General features: G+C 54.9%; 13 protein-coding genes and 1 tRNA gene. 6 read left to right on the top strand and 8 right to left on the bottom strand.

Annotated features, from left to right (window positions below; all coding sequences use genetic code 11):
- Nucleotides 1-23: 23 nt before the first annotated feature.
- Together JIN85_RS10190 and JIN85_RS10195 are read right to left on the bottom strand one after the other, a co-directional pair.
- Complete coding sequence (locus JIN85_RS10190) at nucleotides 24-2201, bottom strand: PQQ-dependent sugar dehydrogenase (protein ID WP_200270290.1); 2178 nt, start codon at nucleotides 2199-2201, stop codon at nucleotides 24-26.
- Between the two features lie 37 nt (nucleotides 2202-2238).
- Nucleotides 2239-3600, bottom strand: a complete 1362-nt coding sequence (locus JIN85_RS10195) for an MBL fold metallo-hydrolase (protein WP_200270292.1) — start codon at nucleotides 3598-3600, stop codon at nucleotides 2239-2241.
- 158 nt (nucleotides 3601-3758) lie between these two features.
- Here JIN85_RS10195 and JIN85_RS10200 point away from each other — a divergent pair.
- From JIN85_RS10200 to JIN85_RS10215, 4 genes are all read left to right on the top strand, one after another.
- Nucleotides 3759-3833: transfer RNA gene (locus JIN85_RS10200), tRNA-Met, on the top strand.
- A gap of 119 nt (nucleotides 3834-3952) precedes the next feature.
- A complete protein-coding gene (locus JIN85_RS10205; protein ID WP_200270294.1) occupies nucleotides 3953-5206 on the top strand; it encodes a hypothetical protein in 1254 nt (417 codons plus the stop codon).
- Nucleotides 5207-5265: 59 nt separating this feature from the next.
- Nucleotides 5266-6135 carry a methylated-DNA--[protein]-cysteine S-methyltransferase gene (locus tag JIN85_RS10210; protein WP_200270295.1) on the top strand — a complete coding sequence of 290 codons (870 nt, stop codon included), beginning with the start codon at nucleotides 5266-5268 and terminating at the stop codon, nucleotides 6133-6135.
- Between the two features lie 4 nt (nucleotides 6136-6139).
- Complete coding sequence (locus JIN85_RS10215) at nucleotides 6140-6745, top strand: alpha-ketoglutarate-dependent dioxygenase AlkB family protein (RefSeq protein ID WP_200270296.1); 606 nt, start codon at nucleotides 6140-6142, stop codon at nucleotides 6743-6745.
- On the opposite strand, the gene JIN85_RS10220 is transcribed toward JIN85_RS10215, so the two are convergent.
- From JIN85_RS10220 to JIN85_RS10240, 5 genes are all read right to left on the bottom strand, one after another.
- Nucleotides 6742-7836, bottom strand: coding sequence for a hypothetical protein (locus tag JIN85_RS10220; protein WP_200270297.1), 1095 nt, complete (start codon nucleotides 7834-7836; stop codon nucleotides 6742-6744). The two genes, JIN85_RS10215 and JIN85_RS10220, sit on opposite strands and share 4 nt — an antisense overlap.
- Nucleotides 7837-7844: 8 nt before the next feature.
- Nucleotides 7845-8738 carry a DUF2167 domain-containing protein gene (locus JIN85_RS10225; protein ID WP_200270298.1) on the bottom strand — a complete coding sequence of 298 codons (894 nt, stop codon included), beginning with the start codon at nucleotides 8736-8738 and terminating at the stop codon, nucleotides 7845-7847.
- Nucleotides 8739-8812: 74 nt separating this feature from the next.
- Nucleotides 8813-9805, bottom strand: a complete 993-nt coding sequence (locus tag JIN85_RS10230) for an efflux RND transporter periplasmic adaptor subunit (protein ID WP_200270299.1) — start codon at nucleotides 9803-9805, stop codon at nucleotides 8813-8815.
- Between the two features lie 18 nt (nucleotides 9806-9823).
- Nucleotides 9824-10015 carry a DUF1656 domain-containing protein gene (locus JIN85_RS10235; protein ID WP_200270300.1) on the bottom strand — a complete coding sequence of 64 codons (192 nt, stop codon included), beginning with the start codon at nucleotides 10013-10015 and terminating at the stop codon, nucleotides 9824-9826.
- A complete protein-coding gene (locus JIN85_RS10240) occupies nucleotides 10012-11952 on the bottom strand; it encodes an FUSC family protein (RefSeq protein ID WP_200270301.1) in 1941 nt (646 codons plus the stop codon). Before JIN85_RS10240 ends, JIN85_RS10235 begins: the two co-directional genes overlap by 4 nt.
- 89 nt (nucleotides 11953-12041) lie before the next feature.
- Between JIN85_RS10240 and JIN85_RS10245 the strand changes: the two genes are divergently transcribed.
- Nucleotides 12042-12953, top strand: a complete 912-nt coding sequence (locus JIN85_RS10245) for a LysR family transcriptional regulator (protein ID WP_200270302.1) — start codon at nucleotides 12042-12044, stop codon at nucleotides 12951-12953.
- 71 nt (nucleotides 12954-13024) lie between these two features.
- The gene (locus JIN85_RS10250; RefSeq protein ID WP_200270303.1) at nucleotides 13025-13729 is read left to right on the top strand and encodes a P-loop NTPase family protein; all 705 of its coding nucleotides are present in this window, start codon (nucleotides 13025-13027) and stop codon (nucleotides 13727-13729) included.
- Between the two features lie 18 nt (nucleotides 13730-13747).
- Here JIN85_RS10250 and JIN85_RS10255 read toward each other — a convergent pair whose 3' ends face one another.
- Nucleotides 13748-15898: a glycoside hydrolase family 32 protein gene (locus tag JIN85_RS10255; protein WP_200270304.1), complete on the bottom strand. Its 2151-nt coding sequence runs from the start codon at nucleotides 15896-15898 to the stop codon at nucleotides 13748-13750.
- Nucleotides 15899-15915 lie beyond the last annotated feature (17 nt).

A 15915-nucleotide genomic window follows, 5' to 3' on the forward strand; every position in this document is an offset into this window, starting at 1 on the left:
GGGTGGCATTGGAGCCAGTCCGCTTATTTGGCGGGGATGCGTGTCCGGAAGCTGGAGAATCCGGGTGCGGATGCGCTGATCTCCCAAGCGCCCCCAGCACTGACGTTTTCTGGTTTTTCGGACAGAACGAGTTTGCCTTCGGTCACGCCTGACACAGCGCTGATGCCGTCGCCAAGGTGGAGGATGGCGTTGATGAGTTCCTGAATCTCTTCATCGTTGGCACCTAACTGCGGCGGCATGGGAACGTCGCCCCAGACCCCGGAACCGCCGGTTTTGAGTTTGTTGGTCAAATGGCTGATGGCCGCTGTGTCGCCGCGATACTTGAGTGCGACGTGGACATAACTCGGGCCTGTGGATGTTTTGTCGATTTGATGGCAGGCAAGGCAGGCCTTGGCCTCGATGAGCTTGGTGATCTCTGAACTGAATTGTGGACCGCCAGCGTCATGGCCGGTGGGCGGAATGTAGCGGGCCCGGACCTCGACTTGCTTTTGATGGTCGCCGAAGTTGCCAAATAGTTTGAACTGAAATGCTTCGCCAAATCCGAGCTGCTGCGGATGCCCGGCGATTTCCAGGCCGACTTGAGGCAGCGTTTCTTCGTGAATCAGGCTCTGGCGGGCGATCGTGTGATTTCCTGCAGTATCTGTCGCAACCGCACGGATCTCGCTGCCGCCGTGGTTTTCCGGCAGGGTGACGCTGGAGCCATTGCCAACTTTGATCTCGGTGGTGCCGGTGGTGAGCCACCAGTCGACGACGATTTTCTCATTTTCCGGGTCTTTGGCCTCGGTGACTTTGAAGGTGAGCGGGTCATCGCCTGCTGCGATGCTCAAGGTCGGTGCCTGATCGGCATCGGCCGGAAGAAGCCGGAACACGCGGCCGTTTTGGTTGAACCACCATTCGGTGCCGTATTCGAGCATCACCAGACTGCCATCCCGGTCCATTTGCAGATCGATTGGCAATTTGAAGCCGTCCGCGTAGGCGGTCAGGCTTTTGAGGGATTCGTCGTTTCCGAGCTCGGCTTTCCAGATTTTTCCACGAATCCAATCGTAGGTGAGCAAGGTGTGGTCATCCTGCTTGGGAAGCATGTTGTACTTCCGAGTGGAGTCGTAATAGAAAACCGGCCCAGCCATGGCATTTCGTCCGCCGGACCCGACCACTGGGAATTCCGGGCTATTGGCGTAAGGATACCAGATGAAGGCCGAATGAGCCGGTGGCAGGTTTTTCAAGCCGGTGTTGCTGCGGCTGGGATTCACCGGCGCTGCGGGGTCGGTCATGGGACCCGGCTCATTTTTTGAAAAGTCGAAATAGGAATAAGATTTGTTGTTCCCGACAAAGAATGGCCATCCGTAATTTCCGGCGGATTTCGCCTGGTTCACTTCATCGTAACCGCGTGGCCCGCGAGGGGTGTCGTTGCCGGCGTCCGGCCCGACTTCTCCCCAATAGAGCACATCGGTTTTGGGATCAATCGAGGTGCGGAAGGGGTTCCGACAGCCCATCACATAAATTTCCGGGCGGGTTTTGTCCGTTCCAGGTGGGAAAAGATTGCCCTTTGGGATTTCGTAGCCGTCTTCAGTCGGCTTGATGCGCAGGATTTTACCACGCAGGTCATTGGTGTTGCCAGCGCTGCGCATGGCATTGGCGAATTCGTGGCCTTCCCGATCATCGATCGGAGCGGAGCCGTCGCTCTCGAACGGGTTCGTGTTGTCGCCGACGCTGAGATAAAGCAATCCATCCGGACCAAAGGTGAGGCAGCCGCCGTGGTGACAAACCCGGTGGTCGCGGTAAAGCGGGATGTCGATCAGGATTTTCTCTGAGGAAAGGTCGAGCAGGCCATCCTTGAGGGTGAAACGGGAAAGCCGGTCGACGATCTGATCCGGTGGGCTGTAGTAGATGAAAACCCGCTGATTATGCACAAAATCCGGATCGAGCGCGATGCTCTGAAGACCGTCTTCCCGGGCGTAGTCGCTATCGGGATTGCTTTGGCGCAGCGCCTCGACAGGGATCTCGCCAATCTTGAAAAGTCCGCCAGTATCGGGATTCAAACGCAGCACCCGACCTTCCCGCTCGACGATGTAAATGTCTCCGGCGGGGGCAATCGCCAGTTTCATCGGGTCATGCAGGCCTTCGGCCAATGTCTGGCGCTGGAGCTGCTGGGCGAACGTGGAGCCGATGAGGAAAAACGGCAAGGCGAGGAGGGCTTTCATGATAAAACCTCTCCTACGTGGGCCGCATTGCAATCTATCAAATCTCGTAAGGCTCGCCGGGCTGCGGCACAATGATTTCGGTATCCGGCAAACGTGCTGCAATTTCTTGGCGGAACCACTCGATCGCCGGTTCGTCGCCATGGACGAGGAAGGCTTTTTTCGGCCGCACTTTCACGATGTAATCGGCGATGGCCTCACGCGTCGAGTGGCCGCTGAAGTCGAAGGTTTTGACCTCGCAGTTCAATTTTACTTTCGGATAGGCCGGATCGAGCAGGATCTCATCGCCCGGTTGGGCAGCGCGGATGCGGCCGCCGGGGGATTCTGGATCCGCATAGCCGACAAAGAACAATCCGTGTTTTTTGTTCTCAAGCACGCCCATGCGGGCGAAATTGTTCGACACGGTTTTCTCCGTCATCATGCCACTGGACAGCGCGTAGATGCAGCCGGGAAGAAATGGGATCGGGCCGGTGCGCTTGCGTTTTCCAGCCTCAATCTCCATGTCTTTCATGAAGCGGAACCCCTGCATCTTGCGGCGTGAGGTTTTGCTGTGCCGGTCGTAAACCAGCGTCATCTTGGTGCTCAGGCCCCCGATGTAAACGGGCGTGGTTTTCGGGATGAGCCCTTCTTTTTTGAAGCGCTGCAACATCCCCAGGACTTCCTGAGTCTTACCCATGGCGAAAACCGGGATCAGCACAGAGCCGCGGCGTTCCAGCACGCCCTGGATCGCAGCCGCCAGCGCGTCCTCTTCGTCAGAGCGAGCGTAGTCGGGTCGCCGTGCGTGATCGCCCCGCGTGGTTTCCACGATCAGCGCGTCGACCGGTTCTTCCGGGAACAATGCGCCTTTTTGGACCGTTGCGTCTTCGAAATTGACATCGCCGGTGTAGAAAATCGTTTTCCCATCGCCTTTGATCGTCATCCCGACCGATCCGAGAATATGCCCGGCATCGTGGAAAGTCGCCTTCAGCGTGCCATACTGGTCCAGCTCGAACGGGCGCTCAATGCCGCGCAACTCGTAGGTTTCGGTGATTTGATCCAGCTCCTTGTGGTCAAAAAGCGGGTATTCGGCGATGCCGAGTTCAATCCGCTTGGACTGCATGACATTGACCGAGTTATGCAGCAGGGCCGAGGAAAGCTCGGCCGTTTCCGGGGATAGGAAAACTTTCGCCTGTGGTTGCGATTCCAAAAACACGGGCAGTGTGCCGACGTGATCGAGGTGGGAATGGGAAATCACGATCGAATCGACGCTCCCCGGCTCCAAAAACTCAAAATGTGGCACGGCTTCATTGCCCTCATGCTTCGGGTGCATGCCGGCGTCCAAGACCACCCGTGCAGCGCTGGTTTCGATCAGATAGGAATTCGCACCGATTCCAGCGTGGCGGCAGAGGCTTTTAAAAATCATAAGTATTCGGACGGATGCGGATCATGTGCGGCTTGGCTCGACCTGTCAAACCTGAGGGGATTTCCTCAGGATTTGAGGTTTTGGAAGATTTCGATGGACAAAAGTCCGTCCTGCCGATACCCGGTTTGCCCCGGCGGCAAGAAACGCCGGAAATTGATGGCAGAGTAGCTCAGGGGTAGAGCAGAGGACTCATAAGCCTTTGGTCGGCGGTTCAAATCCGCCCTCTGCTACCATCAATCCGCTTTGGCACCAGATTCGCCAATTTCAGTCCGCGACCGTTTGCGGATGATCAAAATGCCAGGCGTTTGATTTTTATGACAACTGATTCACGGTTGTGGCGTAAGGCTCGATCATGAAAAGCGTTCGGTTGAGTCAAATTCCATGGGTGCACGGCGCGTGGGGCACGGTTGCGATCGCGTCATTCGTCATCGGATCGCAAATGTTTCCGAAACACGGTGGGGCTGCGGATTCGTCACAGGACCACGCCGCGAATTCCGGCGGCTCTGGCTGGTTTGGTTCTGCAGGCCGCCGCGATACCGATGGCTCATCGGACAAACGATCCGCCCGCCTGGGAGATCGGGCTTCTTTTTCTCAGGATCGGGCGGCCGTGGTGCTCACCGGTCGCGATATTGAGGATCTCGGCGAAACGTTTCGTAAAGCCGGCAGCCCGATTGAGCGGCGGCTTGCCTTTGACAAACTTCTGCAGGGCCTGACTGCGGAAAACGCGACATTGATCCGCGAGCAAATCGCCGATCTTCCCGATAATAGCCCGGAATTCCGTGAATTTCACTACGCATGGGGGGCGATTGGTGGCGCAAAAGCCGTCGCTTTCGGGGCGGATACCGACAAGAACGACATGACCGCGACGATCGCCGGTTGGGCCAGCGCGGATTCACACGCGGCGATCGAGTGGCTCAATGGCCTCGCAGATGATCCTTCGCTCTCAAAACTTTTCGCCGACAAAGGAATCGATGTCGAACAGATGAAAAACCGCCTCATGATCGGCGTGGTGTATGGATTGAGCGATTCCGATCCACAGGCCGCTTCGGATTTGGTGCTCCAGCGCGCGCAGGATGGAGACGGTCGGGCCAATTGGATGATGGGGATGGTAGCTGAGAAAATGCTGCGCAGTGAAGATACGCAGGCCGCCGCCGAATGGGCTCAGGATTTGCCACCTGGCACAGCGCGGGCTGCAGCATTGAGCAAAATTGCAGAAAGTTATTCGCGAGAAGATCCACAGCAAACCGTGCAGTGGCTCGAATCGATTCCTGGCGGCGAAGATACTTCGAACGCCATGCAATCCGCCTTTGCCGACTGGGCACGCAAAAATCCGGAAGCATCCGGCGAATACATCAACCAGATGCCCGCATCTTCGCAAAAAGATTGGGCGATCAATGGCTTCGCAACCAATGTCGTCGGCAAAGATCCACAAACGGCGATCGCCTGGGCAAACTCGGTGCAGGACCCGAAAGTCCGCGAGGACACGCTGATCCGCACCGGACAAATTTATTACCATCGTGTCGATAAGGAGGCCGCGAAAAACTGGTTGGCAACCAGCGGGCTTTCTCCTGAAGCGCAGGAGCAAATCATCCACCCGCGGCGTTAAGTTTCGCCAATCGCAAGAACCGGAGTTTTTCTTGCGCTGAAATGGGCTAGGTTTCATCCATGGATGTGAAAGTCATGGGCGAGACCCGCTCAACATTTCAGGTGGATTCGCCACATGCCGCAGTGATCGCGAAGGTTTGCCGAATGATCGATCAGGCGACGGAGGCCCCTTGCCTGGAGGAGCTGGCTGAGGCGGCGGGATTGAGCCCGCATCATTTCCATCGGGTCTTCAAAAAACTCGTGGGTCTGACTCCCAAAGCTTATGCCAATGGGGTGCGTGCGGAAAAACTCCGATCGGCACTCACCACGCGAAGCACGGTGACGGAAGCGATTTATGAGGCGGGGTTTAATTCCAGTGGGCGATTTTACGAACAGTCGAAGCAGACGCTCGGGATGGATGCGAAGCGTTACCGGGCGGGTGGCAAAGACGAGATGATCCGATTCGCGATCGGGCAATGTTCGCTCGGAGCGGTTCTGGCGGCGTCATCGGCGAAAGGCGTTTGCTGTATTTTGTTAGGCGATGATCCGGGGCAGTTGTTAGAGCAATTGCAGGACCGATTTCCCTGCGCGGAACTGGTGGGTGGCGATCCGGATTATGAGCAAACCATGGCTTTGATCATCGGCTTCGTGGATGCCCCGCGGATCGGGCTTTCTTTGCCGCTGGACATTCGCGGAACATCCTTCCAGCGACGGGTTTGGCAAGCACTGAGGGATATTCCAGCCGGTGTGACGATGAGTTATCGCGACATTGCTGAAAAAATCGGCTCGCCGAAAAGTTGCCGTGCGGTGGCAGGCGCGTGTGCCGCCAATCCTCTTGCGGTGGCGATCCCGTGTCATCGTGTGGTGAGGACTGATGGTGAACTTTCCGGCTATCGCTGGGGAGTTCAACGCAAGCGCGCATTGCTGGATCGCGAAGGCGAAGACTCCTAATCAGATGGACCTTTTTTCACCGGACCCCGCAGCCAATTTTCTTCCTCATGACGGGGTCGTGAATGATTACGGTCGGCTTTTGGATGGGAGCGATGCTGATTTCTATTTTGACCGGCTTTTCAAAACCATCCCGTGGCAACATGATGAGGCTGTCATCTTCGGCAAGCACATCGTGACCGCCAGAAAGGTGGCATGGTATGGTGATGCGAATTTTTCCTACACCTATTCAGGCAGAACCAAGCATGCCTTGCCTTGGATAGTTGAGCTGACTCAATTAAAGCAATTGGTCGAGGATCGGACTGGGATTGCTTACAATTCGTGTCTGCTCAACTTATATCATGACGGCAACGAGGGCATGGCTTGGCACAGTGATGATGAACGGTCGCTGAAGCGTGGGAGCGGCATCGCTTCCTTGAGTTTCGGCGCCGAGCGTAAATTTTCATTCCGCCACAAGATCACCAAGGAAACCCTATCTCTGATTCTCGGACACGGTGCTCTTCTGGTGATGAAAGGAGAAACCCAAACGCACTGGCATCACTGCATTCCCAAGTCCAAAAAAGTGCTGACCCCAAGAATCAACCTGACCTTCCGCTCCATGGCCGGAAGCTAAGTCGCAGGGGTGAAATTGAATGGGCGTAGTGCTAATCCCCCGCAGTCACTGCAGGTTGCAGCCTTCAGCAGATAGAGCGAGTGACATCTTGGGCAATAAGCATTTGCTTCAGGATCGTTTTCGTTGGTCGGGGGAATATCGTAGTCGGCACACGATTTGCCGAATTGAGACAGTGCCCGATCCATGAGTGGGCGGAGCGCCGCGCAACGGAGTGCGTCGGATTGATCCTGCAAGTGAGGAAACAATAACTTGCGGGAAAACTCGGCAAGCCATCGGTTCTCCGTATCCCCTGAAGACAAGATAAGCGCCGCAGGATGGGTGCTGGCCATGGCATGGACGGCCGTCATTTCGATAGCCCGCATCGCATGAAACGGCACCACGAGACACAGCCACGCGTCAGTCCTGATTTCTGATTTGAGCTTCGGATAGACGCGACTTGAGATCCACCAAAGTCTGGCGGCAATCATCCACATCAGTAGCCAAATATAGGCGGCCAGCCCGATCAGGGCGAATTGATCAAGAAGCAGATAGGCGGCTGGAAGGGCGACGAATATGCCGATTGTTAGAAGTCCAACCATCAAGACCAGCGGCTCGAAACATAGCCGCCAGCGTTGCCATTCCCGCTTCGCGCGGGTGGGGGAGAGTGCCTGGTTCCACTGCGCAAGAACCGCCGTTGAAACTGACTCGCCGAGCATCTTGCCCTGCCTCAGTCGGTCCAGTGCTCTCGGTGATGATATCCTGATTTTTTCTCCACACACCGAAATCGAATTGGCCGATTCATGGAGATCTGCCCAATCTCTGACTTCAACTGCGGAGCATGTTTCGTCGGTGTTTTGGCTAAGAAATTGTCCGTGTTCATCGACCAAAAGTGGCGGCGACTGACAAGGCGCGATGCCGATGTCAGGAAGGAACGGACGAAGGAAAACGAGGCCAAGGCGCGGTGTCGCCAGCAAATTGCCGGGTCGGATCACCTTCCAGCTTTTTTTGAACCAGCGGCGTCGGAGTATGACAGCCCTTCTGGGAAGCCATAGGCTGGATTCCCAGAGATAGATCAGTAATGCGACGACGATGAGTTTGGCGAAATCCGGCATGGATGCCGTTAGATGGATTCTTGCTTTTTGCCGCGGATGATGCGCTTGATCATCGTTCCGATGGCGACAAGCCCAGCAGCGATGGGTTTCCAGAGTTTTGCCAACAAGCCGGTTTTTGCGGCAGCCAACAAGGTGCCACCTACGATGAGGCCCGTAAGTCCATATTTCGCCACTTTGTCACCTTTGGTGAAGGCCGCATAGGACTCCTCCTTCTTGAAAGTGAATCCTTTCAACAGTTTTTCATATTGCGGAACGACTGTGGAAAGTTGCTCCTCGGAGCACACCAAAACCACATCCATGACTCCCCTCCGTCCGAGAAGTTTGGTTTTATAGTTAATGGTGTCCGTGCCATCACTACTATGCAGCTTGATCGCCCATTCCAGATTTTTAGTATCCGGGTTATAGAATGGAGGGGTGTGCCAGCCGACGACGGTCAAGGTTGGCGATCCTCTTTCCCTGAGCATTTTGTTAGCCGCTTTCTGGTTCTCGCGGAGTTGTTTCAGGATCTCATCCGCATCGAGTTTATCTTTTTCGTTGTCTTTGACGTAACCGACCTCGTCGAACTCAAATTCCGCAAACCAGCTAAAGTCCATTGGCGAAAGGTAACCAAGCTCAGCTCCACTGGTGAGGTTCCCGTATTCTCTCATCAGCTTGATGGTGCCATCGGCTCCTGTGAAACAGTAACCATCAGGAATTTCAATCTGGGCCATGGTGCCGATTGGCGAAGTTCCTTCGGTTTTCCAATCGATCGACTGGATCAATTTGACCAATTTGTCCTCCTCTGGAGCCGCTTGCTCAGTGGCTGGTTGCTGGGCATCTTCCTCCGCTTGGGCATGGGCGAGTGATGGAATTGCCAGTGAGAATACGGCGCAGAATAGGAGTGGGAGGTTTCGCAATTGCATGGCTTGATACGGTTTCTGGTTGAAACAGCGGAAAGCTTGCGACTTGGCAAGCTACAATCGCCTCCCATCGAACTTTAGGACGAATCCCGATTGCGATGAGTCATGTTAACCGGAACTTCTTTGGACCAGGATTTGAAGGCAAAGGCGAACGGGTTGTGATCCGGTTCGGCTGCTTCAGGCGTGTGACTTTTCGGGTGGACGGAAATGCTGCAGGTCATGCCAGCGGCGAGGAAACGGTCGTCGATCGGGGTGTCGATCTTGATTCTAACAGGAATGCGTTGTGCGAGTCGGACCCAGTTGAAAATCGGATCGACGTCGGCCAAGCCGGTGCCGCTGCTCGTGCTGTCCGCGATGCCACGGCTAATTGCTTCGACATGGCCACGCAGGGGAGCGGTTCCTGCCATGAAGGTAATGTCAGCAAGATCACCAGGATGGACGGAAGGCAGTTTTGTTTCCTCAAAGTAGCCGGCGACCCAATAGGACTCGCGATCAATGATCGAGAATTGCGGACTGCCAGCGGATGCATAATCGCCAAGTCGAAGGTGGAGGTTGGTGATGTAACCATTCACGGGTGAAACCACGGTGGTGCGCCTTAAGTTCAGATTTGCCAGATCGCGAGTGGCGACAGCATTGGCAAGGGCAGCTTGGGCAACCGCGACGGCAGTATCGGCACTTTGCTGCTCTTCGGCGGAGATCGCATTGGCGCTGACTAACAGGCCGCGGCGGTCGGCTTTTTGTTTGGCGAGATCCAGTTCGGATTGGCGGGTCTTGAGCTGGGCTTCCGCTTGTTCGAGAGCCAGCTGAAAGTTCTCTGGATCAATCGTGAAAAGGACATCGCCTTTTTGGACCAGCTGGTTGTCGACAACCGGGAGTTGTGCGATTTTTCCGGAAACTTCCGGGACGATTTTTACGAGCTCGGCATTCACCCGTCCATCGCGTGTCCATGGCTCGGTCCGGTAGTGCAACCAGCAGCGGCGGGCCGCTTGAACGCCTAGGAATATGAAGGCGAGGGTGAGGAAACATCGCACCAATGCCAGGAGGATGCGTGAGCGAAATAGAGATTTCATGAGTCTGTGGGAATTCGGTTAGAAGGTGGTGCTTGCAGCTAACAGCGCCAGGAAAAGCGCGAGCTGACACAGGTTGGGAAAGTAAACGATCCGATCGAATCCAAGCGCGCTGGCCAGCCGGGACAGTGGATACCAAACCGCCAGGGAAAGCAGGAAACGCGGAACAATGGAGGAAAAATACAATCCCAGAAATTCGGATTCGATGGTCATGATCGCAGGTGGTTGAATGCGTCGTTTTGCTTGATTTGCTGCAGTTGAGCGGACAGAAAACCCTGCAGTGCGGGATCCATGGATTTGGCTTCCGTGAGCAATGCCAGACCTTGGTCCGGTATTTCTGTTAGATGTGGATCTTGCCGATAAATGCTTTCAGGAAGGCGTTTCAGAACTTTCCGCAAATCCGGAAATGCCACGAGATCCGCATCGGCTTCTTGCAGATAAAGCAGCCCCGATCCCAAGTCATATAAGGCAAGCCCTCTGGATTGGTCTTCCGGCGTTGATGCGGGATTTTGCTGAAGTTGGTTTAGCAGACGATGAGCGGTGATTCTCCACGGGTGTCGTTTCAGTTGATGCTTCGGATGGCGGACGCCCGGTAGACGGCGTGTGAGGCGGTGCAAAGTTTTCCGGACTTCCCGGGGTTCCCGAGTGGGTAAAATGATCGCGAAGATCGGGACATTGAACAAGGTTCCGAAAACCGCTGCGGCTGCGAAATTCATGAAATGCTGTGGATCATAGCTCATGTGATTTGCCGGTTGCATGGTCACGAGGGTGAACAATCCCGAGGTTCCACCGATCACCGACAGCCATGGATTTCGCGAAGCGAATGGACAGGACAGAGGGATCATCACCAAGGCGATGAACAACCACATCGAAAAGAGATTGTCTGCGAGTGGCAGCAGGTAAAACTCACAGAAGAATCCGGCCACTGCGGCGATGGCCACGCTGGCGGTCATCATGAGAACGGCTTTGGCAGGTCGGTTCATGGTCGAAGCCAGTGCGCATATCGCCGCGCTTTGCATCAGGAACGATGATCCGTTTTGCCATCCGGTCAGCCCCCAGAAACCAGCGGCAAGAAGTACGGAGCAGGTCGTACGTATCATGTGCCTTACCGCGCCACGGGTATCTGGATCGAATGGATCTTTGAGCGAAGCCTGATCCAGGACGGCGGGCTGCAGTTTTTCGATCCACGGGGTTAGCGATTGGATGATGGGCTGCAGTTCTATCGCCTCCGGCGCCGTCCGCATTCTGGAAAGAATCTGTGAAAGGCGATGGCGAGTTTGGTTCAGAATCGTATGGCTCGCATCCTGATAGGCGGGTTCCAGCGCCTGCTGAATTTCTAACAGGTAAGGATGAACTCCCTGCTGATGACGGCCTGCATCGAGCAGATCAAACAACAAGCCAGTCATCGCGCGGCGGCGATGGATGCGATGACGGAAGCCGGGGTTTTCAATATCGGCAAATTCCAGCTTCTCTTCGGCCTCAATGTATTCGCGACTGAGCATGAGTCGTCGATCACGGATGATATCGATCGGAGTTTGATGCCGAATCGTGAGAGCTTGCAGTAGGTGGATTTGAACGCGCTTCAGCTGTTCCTCCATCTGTTTGCCGCTGCGTCTTTTGCCGATCAGCGAGCAGACCAGGGACATGCTGAGCACGCCGATGACGATGCTAGCGGTCCGGTCCAGCGCGACGTTCATCACTTGATCAGGTTGGGTTTGTGCTCCGATCAGGACGAACGCCGCGGTGTAGCCGGAAAGCAGCCCGGCATAGGTGCGGAAGTGCCGGAAAAGATTGCCCAAGCCAGTGCAGACTCCTACCCACAGAGCCAGTGAAGTGAACATCAGCACTGGCATGTTATCCATCGTGGCCACCAGGAAAATGGCAAAACTTGCCCCTACCAGGGTGCCGACGATGCGATAAAAACTCTTGGCGAGAACTTGACCCGGCTGGGTGTTGGCCACGACCCAAACCGTGAGTGCGGCGGAGTAGGGAGTTTTGAGATCGAGCAAGATGGCGGCGTAAAAAGCGAGAGAGGTCGCCAACATTCCCTGGATGCCAAATTCGAGACCTTGCCATTTTTCCCGCCACGCATCCGCGCGCTGCGGAAGCGATTTGAGGGCAATGCAAAAGTTGGAAACAGCGGCGGTCATCGGGGTGGAACTGGATCGGGAAGCGACTTTATCACGATCGGTGGTTCATCCGAATTGCTATTAAACTCTAATGGAGATACCTTTTTGGTATGGAGAGGATCGAAGTCCGTGAAATCGAATGTTTCGTCGCAGTGGCGGAGAATTTGAGTTTTTCCAGGGCAGCGCGGTTGCTGCACATGACCCAGCCGCCGCTTTCGCGCCAAATCCAGAAACTGGAGGGAAAACTTGGAGTGGAATTATTTTTCCGGAACAACCAAGGCGTGGAAATGACTCCGGAAGGGCAGCTCTTTTTGCAGGAGAGCATTTTTTTGCTGCGTCATATCGATCGCGTTTCGGATGCGGTTCGGTTTGCCCACTCGGGCAGACTCAGCACGCTCAATGTCGGATTTCTCGGGGCGTTGCTGGATGACCAGATTGTCGGCTTGCTGAGACAATTTCGGGAGGGGATGCCGGATTGTCGTGTGAACACTCATGAGGTCAGCCTGGATACCGTGGCGGATCGATTGGCAAACCGGGAAGTGGATGGAGTTTTCGTTGGCAGCGCGGAGGACGTCACTGGTAAGGATCTGGGGTTTTTGCAGTGGAGGATTCCTAAATACAAAGTGTTGCTGGCAGCCAATCATCCGCTGGCGAATCGGCAAGAGTTACGGCTCAAGGATTTGATCGATGAGAACTGGATGATGCTATCACGCAATAGCGCTCCATTTTTCCACCGGCAGTTCATCGATGCCTGTGTGAAGCAGGGATTTCAGCCGAAGATTGTGGCGGAATCAGATCGACTGCCTGCGATCCTCGCCATGGTGGCGCTTGGTGAAGGGATTGGTCTGCTTTCGCATGAAAACATGCTCGTTTCGATCCCGCGACTGGTCCTGAAGCCTCTGATCGGCGGCATTCCCAAAGTGAAACATAGCTTCGTCTATCGGAAATCGGATCGGATTCCGGCTTTGGAAGCGTTGAAAAAACTTCTAACGGAGAAGCGGACGAAGCCGTCTCAGAAGTGAGACAAATCGATCAAAGAGATTTCACAGATCTGTTCTTTTCAAATGCATTCAAACTGCTAACAAAACGATGAATGAACCAAGTGCATTTGATCGGTGGCGAAAAGGGCGGCGTCGGGAAATCCGTGATGTCGAGAGTGTTTGCGCAATACTGCATCGACCGTGAGATTCCATTTGCTGGATTTGATTCGGATCGCTCCCACGGTTCGTTCACCAGATTTTACTCGGAGTTCACCAAGCATTTGATTCTGGAGGATTTTCAAAGCCTGGATCAGCTGGCGGAAACCGCGCTGACGGGGAATCGTCTCCAGGTAGTGGTGGATTTGGCTGCACAGAGCAGCACCTCCCTGCGTGGATGGATGGAGGACACGGGGGTGCTGGAGCTGTTCCGCGAGGCCGGCGTGATGGTGACGTGCTGGCACATTCTTGACGATGGAAAGGATTCGTTAGAAATGCTGGGACGTCTGTTAGATGATTTCAAAACCGGAGTCCGCTATGTTGTGGTCTTGAACCACGGGCGCGGAAGCCGGTTTGACGCGTTTTTTGCCTCCAGGGAAAAGAATCGCGCTGTGGAATTGGGAGCCAAAATCATCGAGCTTCCGAAGTTGAGCGAAGGCTCGATGCGCCTGGTCGACCATTCCAATTCCAGCTTTTGGGCTGCGGCCCACGGCGGAACCAATGGCGAACAATTGTTAGGCTTGTTAGATCGTCAGCGGGTGAAAATCTGGCTGAAGAAAGTTTATGCGGAGCTCGATAAACTCGGACTGCAGCAGAACTGATGAAAGCCGAACGGTAGCTCACTTCCAGACGGATTGGATCCGGTGGATTTTCAGGGAATCGAAATGCGCGGCACCACCCTCTGCGACCACGCGGATGGCAGGAGCCTCCGGATTCTGGCGAATGTAGCGACTGGTGTAAGTGCCGTTGACGAACACTTCGAGTGATACGGTATCGACAAAAACCTGCAGCCGGATCTTGCCGTCCACCGGCGGCTGAGGTCCTTCGGCTCCGGTGAAGGATTGGTCCGCTTTTTTCCAAACGACCGTGTTTTGACCGAATAGATTCAAGCCGATGGCTGCGGCTGGTGAGTCCGCATCGATGACGGCATCGATTTCGAATTGTCCGCCTTTGAAATCTGCAAATGGGTCAGCTTCTCCAGCTGACCAGTTCAGGTTGTCCCAGGATTTGGTTTCCGATCGGAGTTTTTCGACTTCCTTCGATGGCTCAGCCCACAGTCGGAGTTCTCCTGCGGCATCGGTTCGCAGTGAGAAATCCATCGGCAATGTCATTTGAAGGTTGAATGGAGCACCATCAAGGCCCGGTCCGCCATCGCGCATCCAGCCGATGTGTACTCGGCGACCATCTGGTGCGTTGTCATAACTCTGGCCTGCGTAGGCACTGCCAAAGTAATGGCGATGAGGGCCGCTCTCGGCTTTGAATTTTTTGCCGTCGAATTTGCCAATCATGTATTTGCCGTTGGCTCCCCAAACGATCCAACGGGTATCCTTCGGATTGCCATCGACCGGTAACTCGAACATGTCCGGGCACTCAGCTTCGCCCGGGATTTGATACTCATCGGTCTTGGTCCACTTCACCAGATCCGGTGAAGTATAAATTCCGTAATCATTGGCATCATAATAAAGGTTCATGATCCAGTGATGATCCGGAGCATACCAGGCGATCTTTGGATCCCGGTTTTCCGCCCGATCGTGAGCGACTACGGGATTGCCTGCGTATTTCGTAAATGTTTTCCCGTGGTCATTGCTGAAAGCGACCGACTGAACGGGCAAGCGATCCGCCTCGTAGCTGAGATTTCCATTCGCGGTATAGGCGAGGACGATGCCTTCCGAACCTTGCAGTGGTAGCGAGGTCGTGGATTTTGGCGCAATGGTGGCAGACCCGGAATACATGTAACCTTCCGCATCCGGGAACAAAGCGTCGGCATGCTCGTGCCAATGGAAAAGATCGGTGCTGGTCGCATGTCCCCAATGCATGTTGTCCCAGCCGTGGTTGTATGGGTTGTGCTGATAGAAAAGATGCCAGGTGCCATCTTGATACACCAAGCCGTTCGGGTCGTTGAGCCAACCCCGGCGACTGGTGAAGTGGTACTGGGGACGTAGTGGTTCGGAGTAAAGTTCCGACTCACCTGGATAGCTTGCGCTGATTTTGACCAACTTCCACGCGTCCTGCAGGTTGCCAGGAATCTTGCCACGGATGGTGATGGTCCGGCCCTGATAATTTTCCAGATCCGTGAAGACCCAGAAATCCGGTTTGTCGGTTAGATAGATGTCAGAGTAAAAAAGCGGATCGGTAGCCCCATCAAGAGTGCCGAAAAAACGCAGCCTGTGTGAGGTATCGCGAGTCACCGGCCAGATCAGGTAGCGCTGGTTGATCTTGAACTGCTGGTCGATCGCGACCACTGCCGGTGAATCACTCTGGGTGATTTGATCGATGCTGATGTGTCCCCAGGTTCCGGTTTGAGCATCGACGATTTCGAGCGTTACCATTTCGCCTTTGAATTCGGAAACGTCCCAGGTTTCCCAAGCCAGACGCTCGCTACCGCCGGGTTTTTGATTCGGGCCGGTCGCGGTGCGGACGACCTTACCCTTGGAGATCAGATTGATGCAGGTTTTCTCAGGAAATCCACCGCCGCCGATGAGGAAGTTCAGGTTCGATCGTTCGATCTTGAAGGGCTTCGATTTCAATTTTCCGGTCGATCCGTCCCTGCCGTGAAAGCTGCTGGCGAAACTTTTGCCTTCGAAGCCATCGACTTTCATTTGCCCGTCCAGAGCTCCGCTGGCGGGTCCTTTGCCAAATGCATCTCCGGTGGCTTTCCAATCCCCGAAGGTGTCATTCTCAAAATCGGCCACCACCAAGTCCTCTGCTCCTAGAGCAACTGAGCAAAGAAGTAGCGGGATCGAGAGAAAATGAATTCTGGGAAAGGTCATGAGTGGGAAATACGTGA

The organism is Luteolibacter pohnpeiensis, from assembly GCF_016595435.1.
Lineage (GTDB): Bacteria > Verrucomicrobiota > Verrucomicrobiia > Verrucomicrobiales > Akkermansiaceae > Luteolibacter > Luteolibacter pohnpeiensis.